The 22,667-nt window shown below is 67.4% G+C and carries 32 protein-coding genes; 13 read left to right on the top strand and 19 right to left on the bottom strand.

Features of this window, described 5'->3' with window-relative positions; all coding sequences use genetic code 11:
* Positions 1-4: 4 nt before the first annotated feature.
* The 12 genes from AB0P21_RS09605 to AB0P21_RS09550 form a co-directional block, all read right to left on the bottom strand.
* On the bottom strand, positions 5-427 hold the full coding sequence (locus AB0P21_RS09605; RefSeq protein WP_363695206.1) for a hypothetical protein: 423 nt from the start codon (positions 425-427) through the stop codon (positions 5-7).
* 800 nt (positions 428-1,227) lie between these two features.
* Positions 1,228-1,497, bottom strand: a complete 270-nt coding sequence (locus AB0P21_RS09600; RefSeq protein WP_363695205.1) for a helix-turn-helix domain-containing protein — start codon at positions 1,495-1,497, stop codon at positions 1,228-1,230.
* The gene (locus AB0P21_RS09595; protein WP_363695204.1) at positions 1,494-2,147 is read right to left on the bottom strand and encodes a hypothetical protein; all 654 of its coding nucleotides are present in this window, start codon (positions 2,145-2,147) and stop codon (positions 1,494-1,496) included. The genes AB0P21_RS09600 and AB0P21_RS09595 overlap by 4 nt, the downstream gene beginning before the upstream one ends.
* Positions 2,144-2,341, bottom strand: a complete 198-nt coding sequence (locus tag AB0P21_RS09590; RefSeq protein WP_363695203.1) for a hypothetical protein — start codon at positions 2,339-2,341, stop codon at positions 2,144-2,146. The genes AB0P21_RS09595 and AB0P21_RS09590 overlap by 4 nt, the downstream gene beginning before the upstream one ends.
* Positions 2,329-3,165 (bottom strand): hypothetical protein, encoded by an 837-nt coding sequence (locus tag AB0P21_RS09585; protein WP_363695202.1) that lies wholly within the window; start codon positions 3,163-3,165, stop codon positions 2,329-2,331. Before AB0P21_RS09585 ends, AB0P21_RS09590 begins: the two co-directional genes overlap by 13 nt.
* Entirely contained in the window at positions 3,162-3,497 is a 336-nt protein-coding gene (locus AB0P21_RS09580; RefSeq protein WP_363695200.1) for a restriction endonuclease, read from the bottom strand. Before AB0P21_RS09580 ends, AB0P21_RS09585 begins: the two co-directional genes overlap by 4 nt.
* Positions 3,498-3,954: 457 nt before the next feature.
* Positions 3,955-4,326 (bottom strand): hypothetical protein, encoded by a 372-nt coding sequence (locus AB0P21_RS09575; protein WP_363695199.1) that lies wholly within the window; start codon positions 4,324-4,326, stop codon positions 3,955-3,957.
* Positions 4,327-4,508: 182 nt separating this feature from the next.
* Complete coding sequence (locus AB0P21_RS09570) at positions 4,509-4,769, bottom strand: hypothetical protein (RefSeq protein WP_363695197.1); 261 nt, start codon at positions 4,767-4,769, stop codon at positions 4,509-4,511.
* On the bottom strand, positions 4,766-4,957 hold the full coding sequence (locus AB0P21_RS09565; RefSeq protein ID WP_363695196.1) for a hypothetical protein: 192 nt from the start codon (positions 4,955-4,957) through the stop codon (positions 4,766-4,768). Before AB0P21_RS09565 ends, AB0P21_RS09570 begins: the two co-directional genes overlap by 4 nt.
* Positions 4,954-5,748: a recombinase RecT gene (locus AB0P21_RS09560; protein WP_363695195.1), complete on the bottom strand. Its 795-nt coding sequence runs from the start codon at positions 5,746-5,748 to the stop codon at positions 4,954-4,956. The genes AB0P21_RS09565 and AB0P21_RS09560 overlap by 4 nt, the downstream gene beginning before the upstream one ends.
* Before the next feature lie 15 nt (positions 5,749-5,763).
* On the bottom strand, positions 5,764-6,762 hold the full coding sequence (locus AB0P21_RS09555) for a lambda-exonuclease family protein (RefSeq protein ID WP_363695194.1): 999 nt from the start codon (positions 6,760-6,762) through the stop codon (positions 5,764-5,766).
* Positions 6,759-6,977, bottom strand: a complete 219-nt coding sequence (locus tag AB0P21_RS09550; protein WP_363696469.1) for a helix-turn-helix domain-containing protein — start codon at positions 6,975-6,977, stop codon at positions 6,759-6,761. The genes AB0P21_RS09555 and AB0P21_RS09550 overlap by 4 nt, the downstream gene beginning before the upstream one ends.
* A gap of 411 nt (positions 6,978-7,388) precedes the next feature.
* Here AB0P21_RS09550 and AB0P21_RS09545 point away from each other — a divergent pair, with 411 nt between their 5' ends.
* From AB0P21_RS09545 to dmpG, 7 genes are all read left to right on the top strand, one after another.
* A complete protein-coding gene (locus AB0P21_RS09545) occupies positions 7,389-7,709 on the top strand; it encodes a helix-turn-helix domain-containing protein (protein ID WP_363695192.1) in 321 nt (106 codons plus the stop codon).
* A gap of 461 nt (positions 7,710-8,170) precedes the next feature.
* Positions 8,171-8,347: a hypothetical protein gene (locus AB0P21_RS09540; RefSeq protein WP_363695191.1), complete on the top strand. Its 177-nt coding sequence runs from the start codon at positions 8,171-8,173 to the stop codon at positions 8,345-8,347.
* A 510-nt stretch (positions 8,348-8,857) separates the two neighbouring features.
* Entirely contained in the window at positions 8,858-10,078 is a 1,221-nt protein-coding gene (locus AB0P21_RS09535; protein ID WP_363695190.1) for an acetyl-CoA C-acetyltransferase, read from the top strand.
* Positions 10,078-10,833, top strand: coding sequence for an SDR family oxidoreductase (locus AB0P21_RS09530; protein ID WP_363695188.1), 756 nt, complete (start codon positions 10,078-10,080; stop codon positions 10,831-10,833). Before AB0P21_RS09535 ends, AB0P21_RS09530 begins: the two co-directional genes overlap by 1 nt.
* Before the next feature lie 63 nt (positions 10,834-10,896).
* Positions 10,897-11,691, top strand: a complete 795-nt coding sequence (locus tag AB0P21_RS09525) for a fumarylacetoacetate hydrolase family protein (protein WP_363695187.1) — start codon at positions 10,897-10,899, stop codon at positions 11,689-11,691.
* Positions 11,688-12,626, top strand: coding sequence for an acetaldehyde dehydrogenase (acetylating) (locus AB0P21_RS09520; RefSeq protein ID WP_363695186.1), 939 nt, complete (start codon positions 11,688-11,690; stop codon positions 12,624-12,626). Before AB0P21_RS09525 ends, AB0P21_RS09520 begins: the two co-directional genes overlap by 4 nt.
* The gene (dmpG, locus tag AB0P21_RS09515) at positions 12,623-13,642 is read left to right on the top strand and encodes a 4-hydroxy-2-oxovalerate aldolase (protein ID WP_363695184.1); all 1,020 of its coding nucleotides are present in this window, start codon (positions 12,623-12,625) and stop codon (positions 13,640-13,642) included. The genes AB0P21_RS09520 and dmpG overlap by 4 nt, the downstream gene beginning before the upstream one ends.
* Here dmpG and AB0P21_RS09510 read toward each other — a convergent pair.
* From AB0P21_RS09510 to AB0P21_RS09495, 4 genes are read right to left on the bottom strand one after another with little or no spacing between them, the layout of a single operon-like run.
* Complete coding sequence (locus AB0P21_RS09510) at positions 13,629-14,345, bottom strand: ABC transporter permease subunit (RefSeq protein WP_363695182.1); 717 nt, start codon at positions 14,343-14,345, stop codon at positions 13,629-13,631. The genes dmpG and AB0P21_RS09510 overlap by 14 nt on opposite strands.
* Positions 14,346-14,347: 2 nt before the next feature.
* The gene (locus AB0P21_RS09505) at positions 14,348-15,262 is read right to left on the bottom strand and encodes an ABC transporter ATP-binding protein (protein WP_363695180.1); all 915 of its coding nucleotides are present in this window, start codon (positions 15,260-15,262) and stop codon (positions 14,348-14,350) included.
* Positions 15,259-16,206 carry an ABC transporter permease subunit gene (locus AB0P21_RS09500; RefSeq protein WP_363695179.1) on the bottom strand — a complete coding sequence of 316 codons (948 nt, stop codon included), beginning with the start codon at positions 16,204-16,206 and terminating at the stop codon, positions 15,259-15,261. Before AB0P21_RS09500 ends, AB0P21_RS09505 begins: the two co-directional genes overlap by 4 nt.
* Complete coding sequence (locus AB0P21_RS09495) at positions 16,199-17,053, bottom strand: ABC transporter ATP-binding protein (protein ID WP_363695178.1); 855 nt, start codon at positions 17,051-17,053, stop codon at positions 16,199-16,201. The genes AB0P21_RS09500 and AB0P21_RS09495 overlap by 8 nt, the downstream gene beginning before the upstream one ends.
* Positions 17,054-17,218: 165 nt before the next feature.
* Here AB0P21_RS09495 and AB0P21_RS09490 point away from each other — a divergent pair, with 165 nt between their 5' ends.
* Both AB0P21_RS09490 and AB0P21_RS09485 read left to right on the top strand, forming a co-directional pair.
* Positions 17,219-18,109 carry a GNAT family N-acetyltransferase gene (locus tag AB0P21_RS09490; protein WP_363695176.1) on the top strand — a complete coding sequence of 297 codons (891 nt, stop codon included), beginning with the start codon at positions 17,219-17,221 and terminating at the stop codon, positions 18,107-18,109.
* Between the two features lie 84 nt (positions 18,110-18,193).
* On the top strand, positions 18,194-19,081 hold the full coding sequence (locus AB0P21_RS09485) for a GNAT family N-acetyltransferase (protein ID WP_363695175.1): 888 nt from the start codon (positions 18,194-18,196) through the stop codon (positions 19,079-19,081).
* Here the strand turns inward: AB0P21_RS09485 and AB0P21_RS09480 are convergent.
* On the bottom strand, positions 19,078-19,530 hold the full coding sequence (locus AB0P21_RS09480; RefSeq protein ID WP_363695173.1) for a MaoC family dehydratase: 453 nt from the start codon (positions 19,528-19,530) through the stop codon (positions 19,078-19,080). The genes AB0P21_RS09485 and AB0P21_RS09480 overlap by 4 nt on opposite strands.
* A 12-nt stretch (positions 19,531-19,542) precedes the next feature.
* The gene (locus tag AB0P21_RS09475) at positions 19,543-20,301 is read right to left on the bottom strand and encodes an SDR family oxidoreductase (RefSeq protein ID WP_363695171.1); all 759 of its coding nucleotides are present in this window, start codon (positions 20,299-20,301) and stop codon (positions 19,543-19,545) included.
* Between the two features lie 108 nt (positions 20,302-20,409).
* Here AB0P21_RS09475 and AB0P21_RS09470 point away from each other — a divergent pair, with 108 nt between their 5' ends.
* Genes AB0P21_RS09470 through AB0P21_RS09455 form a run of 4 tightly spaced genes read left to right on the top strand, consistent with a single transcriptional unit; the run spans position 20,410 to position 22,141 of the window.
* Positions 20,410-20,841 (top strand): thioesterase family protein, encoded by a 432-nt coding sequence (locus AB0P21_RS09470; protein WP_363695170.1) that lies wholly within the window; start codon positions 20,410-20,412, stop codon positions 20,839-20,841.
* Positions 20,838-21,257: an acyl-CoA thioesterase gene (locus AB0P21_RS09465; protein WP_363695169.1), complete on the top strand. Its 420-nt coding sequence runs from the start codon at positions 20,838-20,840 to the stop codon at positions 21,255-21,257. The genes AB0P21_RS09470 and AB0P21_RS09465 overlap by 4 nt, the downstream gene beginning before the upstream one ends.
* Positions 21,258-21,270: 13 nt before the next feature.
* Positions 21,271-21,690 (top strand): globin, encoded by a 420-nt coding sequence (locus tag AB0P21_RS09460; RefSeq protein ID WP_363695168.1) that lies wholly within the window; start codon positions 21,271-21,273, stop codon positions 21,688-21,690.
* Between the two features lie 22 nt (positions 21,691-21,712).
* A complete protein-coding gene (locus tag AB0P21_RS09455; protein WP_363695167.1) occupies positions 21,713-22,141 on the top strand; it encodes an OsmC family protein in 429 nt (142 codons plus the stop codon).
* A gap of 65 nt (positions 22,142-22,206) precedes the next feature.
* Here the strand turns inward: AB0P21_RS09455 and AB0P21_RS09450 are convergent, their stop codons facing one another.
* Complete coding sequence (locus AB0P21_RS09450) at positions 22,207-22,572, bottom strand: hypothetical protein (protein ID WP_363695166.1); 366 nt, start codon at positions 22,570-22,572, stop codon at positions 22,207-22,209.
* Positions 22,573-22,667: the final 95 nt, after the last annotated feature.

Raw genomic sequence — 22,667 nt, 5'->3', positions numbered from 1 at the left:
CATCTCAGCCTCCTGATGCGGCGATGCCGCCTGGCGTGATGGTCCAGACGATGACGTTGTTGCCGAACCGGTTGGGCCGACGAACGCCGGTGTCCTCCACCAGTCCATCGATGGCGCAGCGGCGACGGCCGCCGCTGATGGACTGGTGCGAGCGCCGCAAGACCGGCTCCAGTTCGTAGTCGGTGAGCGGTCCATGCGCCCGAAGGGCGCGGAGTATGTCGAGCCGGATTCCCTTGACCATCTGCGCCATGCGGTGCGAGGTCGCGGGGTGGTTGCGGGAGATGTTGATGTCTGGTCCCGTGATGGTCGGGGCCGGCCGTGGGGGCTGGCTGCGGTGACGGGCCCGCCAGCGGGCCTGTAGCCGCCAGAATTCGGGGTCGCAGGTCGGGTGGCGGCCGGTGCCCTCGGCAATGATCACGGCGTGCATGAGCGACCCGCAGACCTTGCACAGCGGGCTCATCGGAGGGTGACCCCCGCCGACCGGTCAGCAGCGGATGGCGGAGACGCTGCGAGATCGGCGGGGGTGGCTTGTGGCAGCTCGGACCCGATCGGTACCGGTACATGGCCGATGTCGGTTCGGTAGAGGCAGGTGGGGCGGTTCTTCTCATCGACCCAGCCGTCTTGGTCGGACCGGAGGTCTTGTGAGTCATCGAACCAGAGGTAGTGGCGGCAGTCGGCGCAGATCGCGCGCGCCTGTGTCAGGTCTGCCATCAGGCCATCACCGCCCCTCCTGGTTGGTCGCGGGCTGTTCTGCGGCGGTGGCACAGGCCACAGAGCGCGCGCAGGTTCTGCCAGCGGTTGTCGGTCTTGTCGCCGTTGATGTGGTCGGTCTCGGTGGACCAAGCGCGGTGGCATAGCTCGCACAGCGGATACGCCTTGCGGCGGTCCAGGCTGAGCTGTCGCCAACCGCCCTGGTCGTAGGCGCGGTTGGTCCGTAGACGGTCGGCTCTGCGGCGATGCTTAAGACATTGGGCAAGCCGATCGGTCACCAGCTCGGGACAGCCGGGGACCGAACACGGCCGAGGTGCGCGACTGGGCATGGCAACCCCCAGGCGTCAGCGCCGACAGTGGCCTTCGGATTTCAGGTCCGGGACTTGGCGGCCGATACACGCGGAGGCTCCGGGAAGGCGAATGCCCCGACCGGAAGGCGTAAGCGAGGGGAGCACCCTAACTTCAGCCGCTTCAGCGGGGCATTCTGCCTGGGGGGCACTTGGGTCCACCTACCCATCAAGATGGTGGAGTGATCCCAGACTGAAGCCATCCTGCGTCACGCAGGAGGTCAGACGCAAGTCGGCGCTGCCTGCGGTGGGTTGGATCACGGCGGCGTGCTTCGCGCTCGGCCAGGAGTACATCCTGAGACGAGTACAGCAGCGGTTTGCCCGGCAGATGCTCCGCCTTACGGACGGACTTGAGCAGGCCGCGCCGCGCCCACGACTTCACCGTGGCAACTGGTACGCGGGTGAGTTCGGCGGCCTGCCTGGCGGTCACGAGCTTCATGAGCGGGCCTCATCGACCAGCATCCGCACGAACAGCCGGTACTCGGCCTCACGCCAGTTCCGCCGACAGGCGGTGCACCGGACGAAGTCTTTCCCGTCGTCGCGGACGAGGGTCAGGGTGTCGCAGTACGGGCATGGAGCGGGCAAGCGGTGGACCAGGCGCGACCATCCGAGGATCTGGTCTGCGCGCACGCGCAGCCGAAACGAGCCGTCCACGGCAACGATGCCGGGTTCATAGATTAGGGCTCGGTGCCACAAGGTCAGCAGGCTCTGGCTGGCTTCGACGAGCGCCTTTGCTGGCCGCATCATGTTGTACGGCCGACTGCGCCACGACATCGCCTCACGGACCTTGGAGTCGGTCAGCGTGGCCCAGGCGGTCAGGTCTTCCATGCACGAAAGGGCGGCAGCGCGCAGCGGCGGAGACGAGGCGAAGCCGGGGCCGCTGATCTTCTCGCCGGCCGTGCCTCGGTACCGCAGGGCCACGCGGAGAGCGGCATAGCGGCGCGGCAGTCCGGCGATGTCGGCTCGGCCGCGTTCGGCGCATCCGTCGCAGACGAGTCGTTCGTCGGGCAGGTGCCGCGGGAGGCCATCCGGTCCGGTGCAGCGGGCGGCGCGGCAGCGGCGCGCCAGGGCCAGGGCGGTAGCGGTCATGCCAGGTCCCTCGCAATCTGTGCCATCTGGGGTTCGACGTTCACGGCGTAGCCCTGCTCGAATTGATCTAGGGCTTCGTCCACCAACTCGCAGAGCCGGTGGTAGGTCTGGACCTGCGGCGGGGTGAGGCGGTACATCGCCGCGAGGATGCGGTTGCTGCGTTCCTGACGGTCGAGTTCGCTCAGGCTGCCCATGTGATCCACTCCTGCGGCTTGAGGGCGACCGGGATACGCTCGATGCCGGGTTTCCAGACGAGCTGCTGGACGGTCTCGCCGCGACCCCACATGTTCCATGCCTTGAGCAACTTGCACATCAACACCGACTGCTCCGGAAGGGACAGGCCGCCGCGCTGCTTGCGGATCACGAGCGCCTGCCGGGCGAGCAGGAGCGGGCTGTCGATCGGGATGTTCGCACCGAGCGCCACGTCGTTCCACACGGTGTAGGCATCGGTGGAGGCTTCCTGGCACAGCAAGAGCGCGGTTGCCAGGACCGAGGGGGAACCGCCGCCGATCTTGCGGCGGGCGACCTTCGCCCAGGCGATGTGATCCGACAGTTCGGGGTGGAGCTCAATCACCGCGAACATCTGGTCAGGACTCGGCGTGCCTTTGCTGAGGTCGGTCCAGGTGCCGCCTTCGACAGCGCGCTTGTAGCGCCAGACCATCGCGGCTGTTGCAGCGAGGGTTCGGCCGTCGCCGTGCCCCTTCATCGCTAGGAGGTTGCCGGCCGTGCGGGACCGGCCGACATCGATGGTCTTGAACGCCTCTGGGTCGACGCCGTAGACCACGGTCATGGGAACGGTGCAACCGGAGTCCACGACGGCTTGTAGCCGGTGCTGGCCGTCCTTGAGCCGGCCGTCTGTGCCGACCTTGACGGTCTCGGCATTGTCGGCCCACTCGCCTCGGCGCATGCGGCCGACGAGGTCACGGACGAAGGCGTCATTCATCGGCCGGTTGCCGATGTTTCCGGCCAGCAGTCGCTGGGCGTACGTCGGGGTCATGGTGGCCTGCTCGAACTTCATGACATCTCCAGGTAGTCGGCGGTCCACTCGACCCGGTCCTGCGGGCCGGGGCCGGTGAGTCGCCAGTAGTGGATGGCGGAGGAGCGGGGCTGCTTCCAGGCGACGAGCGGAATTGCTGCAATGTGCTGGGCCATCCGCAGCAGCTCTACGCGCTCGGCCGGGCTGATGCGGCCGTTGCGTTTGCATTGCACGAAAAGGGCCTGTCCGGGCTTGAACGCGGCTAGGTCGACTTTGGTTTTGGAGCCCGCCGACCGGATTACGTCGTAGCCGTCAGTCACGAGCGCTGCCCGGACGGCGTGCTCGAAGTCCCTGCCAGCTCGGTAGTGGCTCATGGCAGGTCCCTCAGGGGAGGCATCGCGTCGAAGTCGCGCCAGTGCTGGACGTGCTCGTAGCACAGGTAGCGAGATGGGTGGCCGGGCATGCGGCGCTCGAAACGGCCGGGTAATGCGAGCGGAGCGGAGGTCCGGCCGAGATGGTTTGCCATGCAGTCGTCGCAGCGATGGGTGACGCGGTGTAAGCGCCGGTAGGTCGCGGACCGTCGCTGGCCCAAGGCTGGGGCGACTCGGGGGCGCGGTGCCTCGTCCGCCATGCCCTCAAGGGGAAGCGGGACATCCACAGGTCTGTCCACAGTTTCCACAGCTGTCCCTTTCGTCTAGATCTGCGCGCGCGGGTAGGGGTACAGGTAAGACCAGCCATCTACCTCTGATCTGATCTAAGAACCGGAATCCGCACGGAATAGAAATCCGGATTGGCTCTATTCCGTGCGGAATAGGGTCATCGTCTTAGCGGTCAGTCCGGGATGCGGAAGGCTCCGCGCGGAATGCCATTCTTGAGCCGCTTTCGCTGTCGATCTGCGGCGCGACGTGCATGAATAGCGTCGATGGGTTCGTGCCACTTGTCCCAGGACGGGATGTAGTAGGTCTGGTCGTCCTTCTGGCTAATCCGGCCGGAACGGAGCAAGAGACGGAAACTGTTCTGCCAGCCTTTGCGGCCGAGATGACGCAGAGACGATGTCGAGACGATCCCGTTTGTATCTCTTCTGTGACAATCGATGAGGATGCGCTGGAACAGCACCATCGCCGCGTCAGTGAGGTCGTCGGCGTACCCGTCATCGAAGAAGTTCCAGTCGATGGGGACCCATCGCTTACCCGATCTCGGCATCTAGTGCTTCCCATCGCTGATCGCCTCCTCAAGGTCTTTGAGTCGTCTGGCCTGTCCCTGCCGTTCGTCTGGTGGGGACAGGTCCGGGCGCGGCTGTACGCGCCGGCCGTTGCCTTCGGCCTCTAGATCTGTGAGTGCGCCGAACCGTTCCCGCATCAGGCGGCGGTACAGTTCGGCCGTGCTCACGGCTCCTCGACCTCGACCGTGACGGTGGTCTGGTTCTCGGGGATCACAACGACCGTGGGCCGCAATGGGAGCAGCACCGACTTGGGCAGGCGCAAGGTCAGCCTGACCAGCACCGAGCCGCCGAGCGGTACCTCTGGTCGGCGCTGGGTGATCCGGGCGACTCGCGCGGACTTCAGGGTGTCGCCGGTCGCGTGGAACTCGGGGACGACCTGGGCGTAGAACGTGGCATCGATGAACTGGGAACCGACCGAGTTCATGGCAGCTCCACTTCATCAGGAGTCACCAGGAGCGCGCGAGCACCGGCCGACTTGGCGAAGTCGCCCAGGCCGGACGTGCTGTACTGCACGTCGGTGATGTCGCAGCGATCGACGACGAGTGCGAACGGGGTCTGCACCTGGCCATCGGATGAATGGTCTAGTGGCAGTTCCAGAATCTGGAGCCTCATGCTGCCTCCCCGCTACCGGTGTCCACGCCCGCGAGGGTGGCCAGAACCTCGGGGTCGGAGACGCCTGGGGTGAAGGTCGAGATCTCTTCGTCCACCTGCATCGCTTGGGCCAGCTCGACGCTCATCGGCAGGTAGGGCGCGAGGCGGCGGATGCAGGTCTTGCGGGCCATTGCGTCGTAGTCGGTGACCCAGGGGCCGTCGTCCTTGGACCGGGCGCGGGCTCGGTACGCCTCCACCTTGAACTTGTCGAGGACGACGAAGTTGGTGCCGCCGTTGGTGAAGGTTGCGCAGGCGTACCAGCACTTCACCGGGCCGGGGTCCTGACCCAGGATCGGGGTGTGCTCGAGGAACGGGTTCGACCCGTACTTGTAGTCGAAGTGGTCGTTCTCGTAGACCGTCATCGCCATGATGTTGCGGACCTGGCCGGACTGGTTGGCCAGCTTGATGTAGCCGCGGTAGCCGATGATCAACTGCACGTTGCGTCCGAACGGCAGCAGATACGCCTCACCAGTCGGGGTGTTCGGCTCCAGGCCGAGCTGGGCGGCGGTGAGCAGCGCGCCCAGGAACGAGGTCTGGGTGCAGTCGGCCAGCTTCGGCGTGACCCGTACTGCGGTGGTGGCGATGCGGGCGATCCGCTCCGGCTTCACATGCTGCGGTAGGGCTTTCGCGATCTCGGGAAGAGATCGGTTGATCATGCTGATGACGTTGTCCGCCTTGGACTGCGGCGGGCGGCTCTGCGCAACTTCCTTGCTGTGGGCAAGTTCCTCGCGGACGGAGTCGGCGGTTGCCACGATGGGTGCTCCCTTCTAGAGGATGGCGAAGCGGCGGTACGGGTCGCCGGTGACCGTGTACTGATCGGCGATCTCGGGATAGTCCGCGCGCAGCGCCTTGGAGTTGATGGATCTGCGGCCGGAGACGTTGCCCCAGCGGACAGCGGGCTCACCGTGCAGGAGGCCGACCTCGGCCTCGCCCAAGATGTCCTTGATGGCGCTGTCGATGGCCTGGCGGATCTCCTCGGCCGACCGGATGTCGTCGGCCAGCTTGTTGCGCTGGGCCAGCAGTGAGGCAGCACCGATGCCGAGGTCCACCGACTTATCCGGGGTGGCCTTCGGATAGACCCGACCCAAGGTGTCGCGGGTGGAATCCGATCCGTCGATCGGCGGCGGTGTGTCACTTTGGACCAGGCGCCAGAACTCCTCCTCGCGTTCGAGGAGGTACTCCTCCAAGTGGCTGTCCCGGTCGAGCGCTCGCCACCGGAACTCTTGACCTCCGACCAGGCAACCGAAGTAGACGACCGGCACGCCGGTCACGGCCATGTAGTGGACGCCCTGGATCAGGGCGTGCTTACCGATGCCATCCGGTTCGGCCCAGTCGGCGGCGTTGCGAAGGCCAACGGTCTTGATCTCGGCAACAGCTACCGGTTCAGCGGATCTGTCGGTGCCTGACTGACAGGCGTAGACCAATCGGTCGACGTTAGCGAGTTGCCAGGGCCTGGCGATCGACTGTAGGGATCCAACGGCCGGCCGTAGCTGGAGGTCGCTGGTCAGGTCGGTCTCTAGCCTCTTGGCCAACTCGTCGGCGAGGACCGGTTCCAACTGAGTGCCCCAGTAGGCGGCCTCCGAAGGCGATGCGGTGTCGGCCGGTACCTTGCCGGTTTTCTCCTGCCAGATGGTGAACGCCGACTTGTACGGATTGAGGCCGAGGATCGCCGAGGCGTCGGACCCGCCCAGGCCGCGAGCCCGCTGTTCATGCCACTCCGGCGAGTGGGCGTCGACGGGGTCGAGGACCTGGTAGGCGGCGGTCACGACGCCTTCCGGCGAGGCTTGCGCACGGGCTTGGGTGAGGTCACTTCAAACCGGTTGCTGGCGAGGTACTGCGCGATGTCGTCCTCGCTGAACTGGACGCTTCCTTGGGTCCCGGCCCCGACCCTTGAGTAGCTGATCCGACCCTGGGCGCGGATGCGCCGGACGGTTCGATGAGACACGCCCAGCCGAGCAGCCAACTCGGTTTCGTTCAGCATCTTCGCGGTTGCTGTAGACAACGATTGCTCCCTTCACGGTGTGTCGCCTTGCTAAAGGCAACAAAATCCGGAAGAGGCGAAACCGTGCAAGAGGGGTGTCCAGGTGGTGCCAGTTTGGGCCAGCATTGGCCGCTACTAGCCGCTCCGGGCCAGAATTCAAGCCATCCGGCCGAGATTGCACCTTGTTGCAACGGCGCTTCGGAGCCGTGTCTATTGCTTGGCCGAACCTGGCCACTTTTGGAATAATAGTTGCCTGAGAAAGCTTCCTACTGACCTGATCGTCAGATTACGGTCATTGCCTATTCGATGGATGGGTGGCCGTCCGTCAACGGAACCAGGGGGATACCGGAGATTGGAGGTGGCTATTGAGTGCGGGTCCGAGGGGTCAGATTTGGGACTCGGGCAGTGTGGATGACGGAGGACAAGAATGGGGAGCCTGTCCTTGTGGTCAGAGAGAACAACCTCACCAACAGGGAGTTCATCGATGAGTTGAACGACACGCTGCGGATGTACAACCTGCGTGAGGAGTACTTGCGCAAGCCCTTCTCCTACCAGGAGGCGGCTACGCAGTTGGGGGTGTCAAGACGGACCTTGCAGCGCTGGAGGAACACAGGCAAGGTGCCGTACATCATGGTGGGGAAGCGTCCCAGGTTCACGGGGGCTGACATCGAACAGATACGCGAAATGATCGCGGACGGCTTGCTCTACGAAGAGCAGCGGCAACCGCGATAGAGGCCCGCCGGCCGTACGCCAAAGGCAGGACCGGCAGGGGCGCAAGGAGCACTTGCACCCCGACGTGCGCGGCCATATCCGCAACTGAGTACCAACCAGACGCCGACGCCTGGGGAGGCACAACCCCCCTCAGTAGCCGCCCCCGGCGTCGGCTGCACCCTGCCCAAAAGATGCCTAGGAGCACTGGGCGCGGCAGGGGCTCCATCGGGGGAGCGGGCGGGCCGCTGCCATCAACCGCGGCCCGCCCGTTGCAAAACATCGAGAGGATAAGGCATTGAGTACCGACGCACTACCGGTCGACCAACAGGACCGCCGATGACTCGGCGGCGATTCCACCCAGCCCACAAACCGGATGACGAGCGCTGGCTGCACCTCGTGCCTCCACCGCCCCGGCACACCCGGCCGTCCTGGTCCAGCAGGATCCGGCACGCGGCCCGACGGCTTCTGCGAACGCTGGCGCGATGAACGAGCTGACCGAACGCGAGCTGGCCATGCTGCGCGAGATGAACGAAGCCGCGAGCATCATCGCGGAGGCTCTGGGCTACCCGCACGACGAGACCTATGGCTGGGTGATCGGTGATCACACGGTGGTCACCTTGGCTCTAGAGGTGCGCTCTCGAGGAGTTGCTCCGCTATGACCGAGCGACCCGTACACCGGTACTTCCAGTGCCCCCGCTGCGATACCAGAAGCCAACATCCCCGAGACATCGAGTACGGCTACTGCGGCCGATGCCATGACTGGACTGGAGACGACCTTGCACGACCAGCCGACCACCGCCAGACCGCGCAGGCAGGGGCTGCGGTTCGGGACACGATCGCTGGCCACAGGCACCGATTCTGAGGCCGACGAGCGGCTAGTGGCCCCTGCGGAGGCCGAGGCGCTAGCGGCAGCGGAGCGGGCCCACTCGCATCTACCGGCCATCCTCGCTGAGTCACCGGTCACACTCGACACGCCGGTCTGTTGAGTCGGGTTTGTGGCGACCTACCATCGACCTACGACCCGTCTACCTTTGGCCATTGATGACCTAGAGTGACCAATGTTGACCTCATTTGCCACTTGGGCGATTACTCTCCGCAGGTCAGACGGGGGTGGCCAATGAGGAAAGAACTCATCGGCCGCGATCTGGGCCTGTAGAAGGGAATCAGCTGTGCCTGAAGCAGTCATCGTCTCCACCGCGCGCTCGCCGATCGGCCGGGCCCACAAGGGTTCGCTGAAGGACATCCGGCCGGACGACCTGGCCGTCCAGATCATCGAGGCAGCGGTCGGCAAGGCCGGCCTGACCGGGGACCAGATCGAGGACCTGATGCTCGGCTGCGCCGAGCCGCACGACGAGCACGGCGGCAACATGGCCCGCCGGATCGCCGTCCAGCTGGGCTGGGACAACACGCCGGCCACCACGATCAACCGGTTCTGCGCGTCCTCGACCCAGACCGCGCGGATGGCCTACCACGCGATCAAGTCCGGTGAGGGCGACATCTTCGTCAGCGCCGGCGTCGAGTGCGTCTCGCGGTACAAGAACTTCGGCTCGGCCGGGGTGGGCGACCCGAGCTCGTTCAACCAGGTCTTCGCCGACGCGGTCCAGCGGACCGAGAAGTACGCCGAGACCAACGACGTCTGGCACGACCCGCGCACCGACGGCCTGATCCCGGACGTCTACATCTCGATGGGTCAGACCGCCGAGAACGTGGCGACGCTGCGCGGGATCAGCCGCGAGGACCAGGACGCGTTCGGCGTCCGCTCGCAGAACCTGGCCGAGAAGGCGATCAACAACGGCTTCTTCGAGCGCGAGATCACCCCGGTGACGCTGCCCGACGGCACGGTGGTCAGCCACGACGACGGCCCGCGCGCCGGTACGACGCTGGACAAGGTCAGCCAGCTGAAGCCCGTGTTCCGCCCCGACGGCACCGTCACGGCCGGCAACTGCTGCCCGCTGAACGACGGCGCGGCCGCCGTGGTGATCATGAGCGACACCAAGGCCCGCGAGCTCGGCCTGACCCCGCTGGCCCGGATCGTCTCCACCGGCGTGAGTGGCCTGTCGCCGGAGATCATGGGTCTCGGACCGGTCGAGGCGACCAAGCAGGCGCTGGCCCGGGCCGGGATGAGCATCGGCGACATCGACCTGGTCGAGATCAACGAGGCGTTCGCCGTCCAGGTGATCGGCTCGGCCCGCGAGCTCGGGATCGAGGAGGACCGGCTGAACGTGCACGGCGGCGCGATCGCGCTCGGCCACCCGTTCGGCTCGACCGGCGCGCGGATCATGACCACGCTGGTCAACGGCCTGCAGTTCGAGGACAAGCAGTTCGGCCTCGAGACGATGTGCGTCGGCGGTGGCCAGGGCATGGCCGTGATCCTGGAGCGCCTGAGCTGATGAGTCTCAAGGGCAAGACGGCGATCGTCACCGGTGCCTCCCGCGGGATCGGGCTGGCGATCGCCAAGCGGCTGGTGGCCGACGGCGCCCATGTGATCATCACCGGCCGCAAGCAGGACGCGCTGGACGAGGCGATCGCCGACCTGGGTGGCCGGGACAACGCGATGGCCGTGGCAGGCAACGCCGCCGACGGCGCTCACCGGGCCAGCGTGGTGGCGGCGGCAGTAGCGACGTACGGGTCGGTGGATCTGCTGGTGAACAACACCGGCATCAACCCGATCTACGGCTCGCTGCTGGACGTCGACAGCGCGGTGGCGGCCAAGATGGTCGACACGAACGTGCTGGCGACCATCGCCTGGGTCAAGGCCTGCAGCGACGCCTGGATGCGCACCCACGGCGGCGCCGTGGTCAACCTGTCGTCGGTGGCCGGCCTGTCGCCGTCCCCCGGCATCGGCTGGTACGGCGCGACGAAGGCGATGCTGTCCCGCGTCACGGCGGAGTTGGCGGTCGAGCTGGCACCGGCGATCCGGGTCAACGCGGTCGCGCCGGCGGTGATCAAGACCAAGTTCGCCGGGGCCCTGTACGAAGGCCGCGAGGACAAGGTCGCGGCGGCGTACCCGATGAAGCGGCTGGGTACTCCGGACGACGTCGCCTCGCTGGTCTGGTTCCTGCTGTCCGACGAAGCCTCCTGGATCACCGGCCAGACCATCACCATCGACGGTGGCCTGACCTTGAACGGCGGCATCGTCGGCTAGACGGGAGTCCCGGTCAGCGGAACTCCGACCGTGACGGCCGGTGGAATTCGCGCACGATGAGCCATGACTTCCACCGAATCGATCGACGAAGCCACGGCCCGGCTCGCTCATGCGGTCAGGTCCGGCATCGGCTGTGCGCCGGTCCGCGAGCTGATCGGCGCGGACGGCGCGGCGGCGTACGAGGTGCAGCAGCGGGGGATCGCGACCAGGGTCGGCAACGGCGCGACTGTCCTCGGGCGCAAGATCGGCTTGACCTCGGCAGCGGTCCAGCGGCAGCTCGGCGTCGATCAGCCGGACTTCGGCGTACTGCTCAGCGACATGGCGTACGCCGATGCGGCGGAACTGCCGGTGGACCGGTTGCTGTTGCCTCGGGTGGAGGCCGAGATCGCCTTTGTACTGAAGGCAGATCTGGTGACCGGGCCGTTCGACGCCGAGACAGTCGCACAGGCGGTCGACTACGCGGTCGCGGCGCTGGAGATCGTGGACAGCCGGATCACCGGCTGGGACATCACCTTCGCGGACACGGTCGCTGACAACGCGTCGGCCGCGCAGTACGTGCTGGGGCGAGAGCGAGTCGGGCTGGATGCTTTCGTCCCGCGTGAGGTGACGATGTCGATGAGTCTCAACGGCGAGGTCGCTTCCACCGGAGCCGGTACTGCGTCGCTCGGCGATCCGTTGGCTGCCTTGGCTTGGCTGGCCACCACCGCGCTGGCGATGGGTGCGCCGCTGAGCGCCGGTGAGGTGGTGCTCAGCGGCGCGCTCGGACCCGTGGTGCCGATCGGCGCCGACGACTTCGTGACGGCCACGATCAGCGGCCTGGGCTCGGTCCAGGCCTCCTTTGTGAAGGCGCCGGCATGACCGGGCGGACGAAGGTCGCGGTGATCGGCTCGGGCAACATCGGCACCGACCTGATGATCAAGGTGCTCCGGCTGTCGCAGACCCTCGAGCTCGCGGCCATGGTCGGGATCGATCCGAAGTCCGACGGCCTGGCCAGGGCCGCCCGGCTCGGGGTGCCGACGACGGCGGACGGGGTCGACGGGCTGATCGCGCTGCCGGACTTCGGCGAGATCGCGATCGTCTTCGATGCCACCTCGGCGCCGGCTCACCGGGTCAACGCGGCTGCGCTGGCTCCGTACGGGAAAAGGTTGATCGATCTGACGCCGGCGGCGATCGGGCCGATGGTGGTGCCGGCGGTGAACCTCGACGACGAGCTGACCGCGCTCAACGTGAACATGGTGACCTGCGGCGGCCAGGCGACCATCCCGATCGTGGCGGCGCTGGCGGCCGTCGTACCGGTGCCGTACGCCGAGATCATCGCCTCGATCGCGTCTCGCTCAGCGGGACCGGGGACTCGGGCGAACATCGACGAGTTCACCGAGACAACCTCGCGGGCCATCGTCGAGGTCGGTGGCGCGGGCCGGGGCAAGGCGATCATCGTGCTGAACCCGGCGGAGCCGCCGCTGATCATGCGGGACACCGTGCTGGCGTTGGTCGATGCGCCCGATCCGGCAACGCAGGAAGCGATTCGGACGGCTGTCGCCGAGATGGTTCAGCGGGTCGCGGCCTACGTGCCGGGCTATCGGCTGAAGCAGCAGGTCCAGTTCGTCGCGGTCGATGGCACGAAGTACGCGACTCTCACCAGCGAACGCGTTACCCACCAGGTGTCCGTCTTGTTGGAGGTTGAAGGCGCCGCGCACTACCTGCCGGCGTACGCGGGGAATCTCGACATCATGACGAGTGCCGCGCTCCGGGTGGCCGAAGCGCTGGCCGGATCCAGGAAGGTGCCGGCATGAGGATCTTCCTGCAGGACGTGACGTTGCGGGACGGGATGCACGCCTTGCGGCATCGGATCACTCCGGCCAAGGTGGCTGAGATCGCGCGAGCGCTCGACGAGGCCGGCGTGGACGCGATCGAGGTCTCGCACGGTGACGGGCTGGGCGGCGGATCGCTGGTGTACGGGCCGGGAAGCCACACCGACTGGGAGTGGATCGAGGCGGCCGCGGGCGCAGTCACGAGGGCTCGGCTCACCACGTTGTTGTTGCCGGGCATCGGGACGGTCGAGGATCTGCGGCGGGCTCACGAGCTCGGTGTGCGGTCGGTCCGGATCGCGACGCACTGCACGGAGGCGGATATCAGCGCGCAGCACATCGCCGCGGCGCGGGAGCTCGGGATGGATGTATCGGGCTTTCTGATGATGAGCCATCTCGCCGAGCCGGCGGAGCTTGCCCGTCAGGCGGCGCTGATGGCGTCGTACGGGGCGCATTGTGTCTATGTCACCGACTCGGGTGGTCGGTTGTTGATGGACGACGTACGCGATCGGGTGCGGGCGTACCGCGAGGTGCTCGGCGACGAGGTGGAGATCGGCATCCACGCGCACGAGAACCTGTCGCTGGCGGTCGCGAACTCGGTGATCGCTGTGGAAGAAGGCGCGACCAGGGTGGATGCGTCGCTGGCCGGGCTCGGTGCCGGGGCCGGCAACTGCCCGATCGAACCGTTCGTTGCTGTGGCCACGCTGCGAGGTTGGGAGCAGGGCGCGGACCTGTTCGCGTTACAGGATACCGCTGAGGAGCTGGTCCGGCCGCTGCAGGATCGACCGGTCCGGGTCGACCGCGAGACGCTGACGCTCGGATTCGCCGGGGTCTACGGCTCGTTCCTGCGCCATGCGGAAGCCGTTGCCGAACGAACCGGTACCGAGGTCCGCGCGATCCTGGTCGAGGCCGGCCGCCGACGGCTGGTCGGTGGCCAGGAAGACCTGCTCACCGACATCGCCCTCGATCTGGCGGCAAGCCGAAGCCTCACTCAGCAGTAGAAAGGACCAGCGAGCGCAGCCGGGCGACGGCGAGGGAGAGACCGGCGACAACGACGGCGAGCAGCAGAATGGTGGCGATCGGGAGCTTCACTGCGGACTCGACATCGGTGGAGTCGGTGAGCTTCTGGATGACGGCCAGCGACCACTGCTGAATGCTGAGCGTCTTGGCGCCGTCGACGTACTGACCCATCACGCCCTCCCACAGCAGCGCGTAGATCAGGCCGATGGTGACCGCGTTGCCCGAGATCACCGAGAGGGCCAGGAAGATCGCGGTGTAAGCGATTCCGGCCACCAGCGAACCGATGCCAAAGGCAACGGCTGCCTGCGGGTGGTGCGCGTCCAGGATCAGCCCGGCGACGAACATGGGCAGTGCGCCGAGCACCAGGATCACGCCGATCGCGACCAGCGCCTTGGTCAGGATGATGGTCGAGCGCTTGATCGGCTTGCTGAGCAGGTAGACGATCGAGCCGTCGTCGATCTCCGACGAGAGCGCGCCGGTCGCCGCGATCAGCGAGACCAGCGGCACGATCACCGCCAGCCCGAACAGCTGCAGCAGCGCAGTACTGAAGTCGGCGCTGTCGTCGACGGTCAGCGCCAGCAGCACGCACAGGGCGAGCAGGACGCCGGGCAGGATGAAGAGCAACAGGCCACGTCGGTGACCGAACAGGGTGGCCATCGTCAGCCGGGCAATCGTCACGTTCATCGTCAGCGCCTCCCGACGAGGTAGGAGAAGACGCTCTCGAGGGACTCGTCGGTCGGCGCGACCTCGAGCAGCCGGATGCCGAGGTCGCGCGCCATCGCGGGCACGATCCGGCTGAAGCGTTCGAAGTCGATCACCTGCACCTGCAGGGAGCCGCCGTCCAGGTCGGCGCCCGAAGTACAGGCGTCGCCGATCAGGGCGGAGGCCAGCCGGCGGTTGTCGGAGGATCGCAGCCGATAGAGCACCGGCCGATCCGTCATCAGCGTGCGGATCGCGCGGTAGTCACCCGAGGCGGCGTGCCGGCCGGACACCACCACCTCGATGTGGGTCGCGACCTGCTGCACCTCCTCCAGGATGTGCGAGCTGAACAAGACCGTCCGGCCCGACGCGCCCATCGTGCGCAGCAGCCCCATCAGGTGCAGCCGCTGGCGCGGATCCATGCCGTTGAAGGGCTCGTCCAGCAGCAGCACCGACGGGTCGTGCACGAGGGCCGCCGCCATCTTGATCCGCTGCTTCATCCCCTTCGAGTACGTCGAGATGCGGCGCCCGGCTGCGTCGTCCATCGCCACCGTGGCGATCGCGTGCGCCGTCGCGGCGCCGGGATTCGGCAGCCCCTGCAACTCGGCGTTCGCGAGCACGAAGGCAGAGCCGGTCAGGCTGTCGTAGACGGCCTCGGTCTCGGGCACCAGCCCGATCTGCCGGTACGAGCTCTCGTTACGCCAGACCGGTACTCCGTCCAGCGTGACCGCGCCGGTGGAGGGCGGCAGGAAGCCGGCCATCATCGAGATCAGTGTCGACTTGCCCGCGCCGTTCGGTCCAAGCAGCCCGGTCACGCCAGGGCCGATCGTCATCGTGACGTCGTTGACCGCGACCACGTTGCCGTACCAGCGGGAGACCTTCTCGATCTGGAGCACGCTCATCCGCGAGCCACCTTCGCGTAGCGCACGTTGACACCCCAGACGCAGACGGCCACCAGGGCGACGTACACGGCGGCGAAGACCAGGCCTTGCGCGGTGGTCGGCTTGAAGTCGCCGCCACCGCGCAGGATGAAGCTCTGCAGCACGTCGACCAGGGTGAAAGGCGAGCCCAGGTTGGCGTAGCGGGCGGCGGTGGTGATCGGCAGCTCCGGGTCGGGGCTGAGGATCGCGACCGTGGTGACCACTGCGGTGAACGACACGATCAGCACGGCGATGATCGCTGCCACCGCGAAACCGCGGCGCGGGGTGGCCGCGGCGATCAGGCCGCCGATCGCGGCCAGCAGGATCGACAGCAGCAGAGCCGCGACGATGCCGCTGAGGAACTCCTTGGTCATGTCGGTGAAGTCGAACTTGGCGAGCAGCGCACCGGCGTACAGGATCACCAGGGGCAGGCCGATCAGGATCATCAGCGCCAGCACGAGGGCGGTGAGCTTGGCCAGCGCGTAGTCGGTGCGGCGCAGCGGCCGGGCCAGGTAGAGCACGATCGAGCGGTAGCGCAGGTCGCGGGAGAACAGTTGCGGCGCCTGCGAGGCCAGGTAGAGCGCGATGACCGCTTGCAGGAAGGAGATGTACCGCACCGGCGTCAGCGGCGGCTCTTCGAGCTTCATCGCCGACTCGATGCCGACGATGATCGCGACCGGTACCACCATCACCGCGAGCAGCAGGATCGGCATGATCTTCGACTTGGCGGAGCGGCCGAGCCCGTAGGCGTGCCGCAGGCTCGACACCACTAGCGCCTGCCAGATCGAGAACCGGCCGAGCCGCGGACCGTCGTAGTGCCGGTAGCCGATGTCATGGATCACGCCGGCCCGCTGCGGAACTCCGGGTTGAAGACCGGGCGGCGGACCGAGCTGAGGACTGGGCGGGGGACCGAGCTGGTCAGACACTGAAGACCTCTTCCAGGCGGTGCCGGTGCTGTTCGACCCGGACCAGCCCGAGACCGAGCTCGGCGACGGTGTCGCGGACCAGGTCATAGGTGGCCTCGCCGGTGATCTCGACGAGAACCAGGGGACCGTCCGGCCGTGCCCTGGCGCCGGCGCGTTCCAGCGCGGCGCCCAACCGATCGCGACCACTCAGATCCCGTACTTCGACCGCCAGTACTCCGGTCTCGCCGGTCAGCGCGGCCTTGGACTCCGACCGGAGCAACCGGCCGCCGTCCAGCACGACGATGTGGTCGCAGACATGCTCGAGCTCGCCGAGCAGGTGCGAAGTGATCAGGACAGGAATGCCGAACTCCGTGCCGATCCGGCGGACCAGCGTCAGCATCTCGTCGCGACCAGCCGGGTCGAGCCCGTTGGTCGGCTCGTCCAGCAGAACAAGTTTGGGGTCGTGCACCAGCGCCTGGGCGAGCTTGACGCGCTGCTTCATACCGGTCGAGTAGCCACCCATCGGGCGGTAGCGCGCTTCGTCGAGCCCGACATGCCGCAGTACGTCGGCGGCTCGCTCGCGGGCGGCCGTGGCGGGCAGGCCCGACATCTGCGCGAGGTGGACGGCGAACTCGGTCGCCGACACGTCGGGCGGCAGGCAGTCGTGCTCGGGCATGTAGCCGACGAGAGCACGGACCGCCTCGCCGCCGGTGACCACGTCGTGTCCCAGCACGATGGCGCTTCCGGCGGTCGGGGCGATCAGTCCGAGCAGAATCTTCAGCAGGGTCGACTTGCCGGCTCCGTTGGCTCCGACCAGTCCGGTCACGCCGGACCCCACCTCGACAGTCAGCTCGTCCAGGGCCGTCACACGCGGATATCGTTTGCTAAGCGATGTGGTCGCGATAACGGGCACCGGCCAACCCTAATGCCCACCTCGCCCCGGACAGAATCACAGCTGCCCGACAGCTGTTGCGATCGCGTTCCAACTGCAAAATGCGTGGCCGCCGGCCGGGGCCGTCAATAGGGTCGCGGCATGGAGATCAGGGTGGTGACGGCGGCTGACGCCGAGGCGGTCTCGCGGCTGCGGCGGGAGACCTATGCGTACTCCGTGATGTCGCCGGCCGCGACCCGGCACATGATCACGGTGCAGGGACCTGGTGAGCGGTTCCTCGCCCTCGTCGCGGAGGACGGCGGCGAGATCGTCGGGTGGGGATCGGCCGGGCTGAATGTCTGGACCAGCGAGCCGGGCTGGAGCAGCCTGTCGATCTACGTGCATCCGGAGCATCGCGGGCACGGCATCGGCGGCGCGTTGGCCGAGCGGCTGCACAGTCATCTGGGCGAGATCGGTGCGACGCGAGTGCGGGCCTTCGCGACGCCGGCCGGGGTCGGGTTCGCCACCGGACGCGGTTACGAGCCGGTTCGCGAGATGCACTACTCAGGAGTTGATCCGCGGGTGCTGCCCGACCAGCCGGCCACGCCGGACGGGATCCGAATCGCCACCCTCGACACGTTGGAACCGCGGCAGCTCTTCCTGGCCGACACGATCGCCTCGCTGGACGAGCCGGGGGACTCGCCGATGGATTCGGTGGACTACGACCACTGGGTCGCGGAGGTCTGGCAGTCGCCGGGCTCGGACAGGTCGCTGGGCGTCGCGGCGATGGCCGGCGACGAGGTGGCGAGCTTCGCGGCGATCGAACGCGACGGCGACCGGGCCTGGTCGGGGATGACCGGCACACTTCCGCAGTACCGGGGGCAGGGGCTGGCGAAGCTGGTCAAGTCGGTGGCGCTGCGGCGTTGCGCGGCGGCCGGGATCGTCGGCGCGTTCACCTCGAACGACGACTCGAACGCGCCGATGCTGGCGATCAACCACTGGCTGGGCTACCGCCGGATCGAGACCCAGACCGGGCTGCTCCGCAACCTTTGATTTGGGTAACGTTTTCCAGCCGTTCAGACCGGCGTGGTCCCAGCCGTAGGTATGTTCCGGAGTACTTCGCGAAGGAGCATCGAGATGGAGATCAGACCTGCCGTACCGGACGACGCCGATGCCGTGGTTGCCCTCTACGAACTCGTCGAACCGTGGTCCGTGACCACCGTGGAGCTGCTGCGGGCGAGTATCGCCCGGCACGCGGACTCCAGCAGCCGGACGTCGATCGCCGCGACCGAGGACGGCCGGCTGGTCGGCTGGAGCTCGTCGCAGCTGACCGCCGGCTCCAACCCGGTCAGCGGCGAGCTCCGGGTGATCGTGCATCCGGAGTACCGCAGCCGGGGTGCCGGGTCCGGGATGCTGGAGCGGGCTCATCAACGGTTGAAGGCGGCCGGCGCGGTGAGCGTCCGGGTCTTCGCCGAGCCCGCGTCGGGGGAGTGGGCGGCGCGCTGGGGTTATCGGCAGACCAGGCAGGTGCACTACGCCGGGATCGATCCACGGGCGGCGCCGGAGGTTCCCGCAGTACCGGCGGGGGTGCGGTTGGCGCCACTCGACGAGGTGGATCCGCGGCTCGTCCACGCCGCCGATGAAGTTGCCCAGCGCACCAAACCGGGCGACGCGAGGATCGAGAGCCACCCGTACGACGACTGGCTGGTCACCGTCTGGCAGGCGCCGGGGATGATGCTGGACCTGAGCGTCGCGGCGCTGCAGGACGACGAGGTGATCGGCTTCACCCGCGGGGTCGGCAGCTATCACAAGATCTGGTCGAACATGACCGCGACGATGCCCGAGCACCGCGGCCGCGGCCTGGCCAAGCTGGTCAAGTGCGCCGCGTTGCATCGCGCCGCGGCAGCGGGTGTGGTCGGCGCCTTCACCGCGAACTACGACGGCAACGAACCGATGCTTGCCGTCAACAACTGGTTGGGCTACCGCCGGGCGGCAACCCACTCAGTGCTCGTCTGTCCGCTCTAACGCACCAGCAGTACGACGGTCTCGGCGACGCAGGCAGGCTTGGTGGAGCCTTCCAGCTCGACGACCCACTGCAGCGAGACCTGGACACCGGCCGGGGTCTCCTGCGCGCCGGCGATCGAGGCGCCGGCCCGGATCCGGCTGCCGACCGGCACCGGGCTGGGGAACCGGACCTTGTTGACGCCGTAGTTCAGCTTCGCCGCGACGCCCTCGATCGACAGCAGTTGCTCGCCGAACTTGGCGATCAGGCTGAGGGTCAGGTAGCCGTGCGCGATCGTCCCGCCGTACGGGCCCTTGGCGGCGCGGTCGACGTCGACGTGGATCCACTGGTGGTCACCGGTCGCGTCGGCGAACTGGTTCACCTGCTCCTGGGTGATCTCCAGCCAGTCGGTCTCACCCAGCTGGGTGCCGACCGCGTTGACGACCTCGTCCACACCGGTGAAAGTCTGCATCTGTCAGAGCTCCTAGTTGCGGGGTCCGCCGGCGACGTACAGGACCTGGCCGGAGACGAAACCGGCCTCCTCGCTGCAGAAGAACGACGCGGCGGCGGCGATGTCGGCCGGGGTGCCGGTCCGGTTCACCGGGATGGTGGCGGCGGTGGCCTTCTTGAACTCCTCGAAGTCGACGCCGACCCGGGCCGCGGTGGCCGCCGTCATGTCGGTCTCGATGAAGCCGGGGGCGATCGCGTTCGAGGTGACGCCGAACTTGCCCAGCTCGAACGCCAGCGTCTTGGCCAGGCCCTGCAGGCCGGCCTTCGCGGCGGCGTAGTTGGACTGACCCCGGTTGCCCAGGGCGGAGGTGGAGGACAGGAACACGATCCGGCCGTAGCCCGCCTCGACCATGTGCGACTGGGTGGCCTTCGACATCAGGAAGCTGCCCCGCAGGTGCACCGACATCACGGTGTCCCAGTCGTCCTCGGACATCTTGAAGATCAGGTTGTCGCGCAGTACGCCGGCGTTGTTGACCAGGATCGTCGGCGCGCCCAGCTCGGCCACCACCCGCTCGACCGCGGCGGCCACCTGGTCGGACTTGCTCACGTCGCAGCCGACCGCGATCGCCTTGCCGCCGGCCGCCACGATCGCGTCCACGGTGTCGGCGCAGGCCTTCTCGTCCAGGTCCAGTACCGCGACCGCGTTGCCGTCGGCGGCGAGCCGAGACGCCACGGCGGCGCCGATTCCCCGGGCCGCCCCGGTCACGATCGCCACCCGCTGCTGCTCGCTCATCTCCGCCTGCTTTCGCTGTGCCTGTGTGTGAACTACCAGTGAGTACTCCGGGATGACATTACCCACGTTCGGTCACCGCCGGGATGGTGAGGATGCGATGATCGCCGTGTGGCTCATCACAACCGGCACGAATATCTCTGTCCGCTCCGCTGGGGCGACATGGATGCCATGGGCCACGTCAACAACGGCCGGTACGTCGACTACCTGCAGGACGCCCGGGTCGACTTCCTGTTCCGGACCGCCAAGGAGCTCGGCGCCGAAAACCTGGAGACCGGGCTGCTGGTCGCCCGGCACGAGGTGCAGTACCGGCGGCCGCTGGTCTTCCGGCCCGAGCCGGTGACGATCGAGCTGTGGATCAGCGAGATCAAGGCAGCCTCGTTCATGGTCGACTACGAGATCCTCGATCTGGCCGCGGACGGCTCGCGGACGACGTACGTCGAGGCCCGGACCCGGCTGGTCCCGTTCGATTTCGCCGCCAACCGGCTGCGCCGGATCACCCCGGTCGAGCGCGCGGCGCTGGAGAAGCTGGTGGGCTCGTGACCTTCACCCATCCCGTGCTGGTCCGCTGGTCCGACATCGACTCCTACGACCACGTGAACAACGTCCGGTACTTCGACTACTTCCAGGAGGCCCGGATCCTGTTCCTGGCCCAGCTGGTCGGGGTCAAGGGCGACTACTTCGCGCAGTACCCGGTGGTGCTGGTCAGCCAGACGGTCGACTACAAGCGCCCGATCCTGCTGCGGCAGCCGCCGTACGACGTGGATGTCTGGGTCGACGCGGTCGGCAGTACGTCGTACACGCTGGGCTCGCGGATCGTCGATCGCACCGCCGGCGGCGAGGACGTCTACGCCACGGCGGTGTCGGTGCTGGTCGCGGTGGACGGTGCGACACACGCCAAGCGGGAGCTGCTCGAGGCCGAACGGGAAGCCCTCGTGCGGCACGTTTCGGCGTCTTGAGACACTGATGACGATGAGCGAGCCGAAGAGTTTCTACGAGGCCGTGGGCGGAGCTGACACCTTCCACCGGCTGGTGGCCGCTTTCTACCGCGGGGTCGCCACCGACCCGGAACTGCGCCCGATGTACCCGGAGGAGGATCTCGGCCCGGCCGAGGTGCGGTTCCGGATGTTCCTGGAGCAGTACTGGGGTGGTCCGCGGACCTACTCCGAGCAGCGCGGGCATCCCCGGCTGCGGATGCGGCACAACCCGTTCGCGGTCACCCCGAGCGCCCGGGACCGCTGGCTGCACCACATGCGGGCGGCGCTCGACGAGATCAAGCTGGAGCCGGACCGCGACCAGGAGATCTGGACGTACATGGTGATGGCCGCGCACAGCATGGTGAACACCGACGAACCGACGTACCCCGGCGCGATCGACGTGTCCGGCAACTGAGCTTCAAGGAGAGATGACGAGCATGGCAACAGTTCGCACCGCCAAGGCCCACTGGGAAGGCTCGCTGCTCGAGGGCGCCGGCCAGGTCGCCCTGGAGTCGTCCGGGATCGGCACCTACGACGTGTCCTGGGCCTCCCGCGCCAACGACGCGAACGGCAAGACCAGCCCGGAAGAGCTGATCGCGGCGGCGCACTCGACCTGCTTCTCGATGGCGCTCTCGCACGCGCTGGCCGGGGCCGGCAACGCGCCGGAGTCGATCGACACCACCGCCGACGTCACCTTCCAGCCCGGTGAGGGCATCACCGGCATCAAGCTCTCGGTGAACGGCAAGGTCCCCGGCCTGACCGCCGACGAGTTCGCGCAGTTCGCCGAAGAGGCGAAGAAGAACTGCCCGGTCTCGCAGGCGCTGTCCGGGACCACGATCACGCTGGACGTCACCTTCACCGCTTGATTCCCAGCTCTGACACCGCACAGCTCCGGCGCCGGCCTCCGCGTAGGCCGGCGCCGGAGGCGTGTTCAGACCTTGCAGCGGTTCGACTCGTACCGCGCGACCGTGTAGTACATGTTGGGCTCGTAGACCCAGCCCTTGGTCGCCTTGCCGCTGATGTTGACGAACCACCAGACGTGGTTGGCCTCGTTGACTGCCCAGCAGTGCAGTGCGACAGCCGAGGGGCCGGTGCCGCGGACGCTGCAAGCCACCTTGGGTCCGGAGCGGATCGCAGCGCCGGAGTTCAGGGAGTTGTAGCCGGCTGACAGATCCTGGTGGTTGGTGCTGCCGGTGCAGTCTTCCAGAGCCGCGGCGTTGGCAGTCCCCGGTACGGCCAGCGTGACAGCGACCCCGGCGGAGACCAGGAGGGCGGAGAAAAGCTTGTTGGAGCGCAAGGTGGATTTCCTTTCCCGTTGGTAGCGGGCAAGCTAGCCAGCCTGGACATCGGTCCAGCGGTTTCCGATCGAACTCGATCACCTCGGCGAGGACA

The sequence above is a fragment of the Kribbella sp. NPDC056861 genome (genome assembly GCF_040687575.1).
GTDB lineage: Bacteria > Actinomycetota > Actinomycetes > Propionibacteriales > Kribbellaceae > Kribbella.
This window is presented reverse-complemented; position numbering and strand designations above follow the sequence as displayed.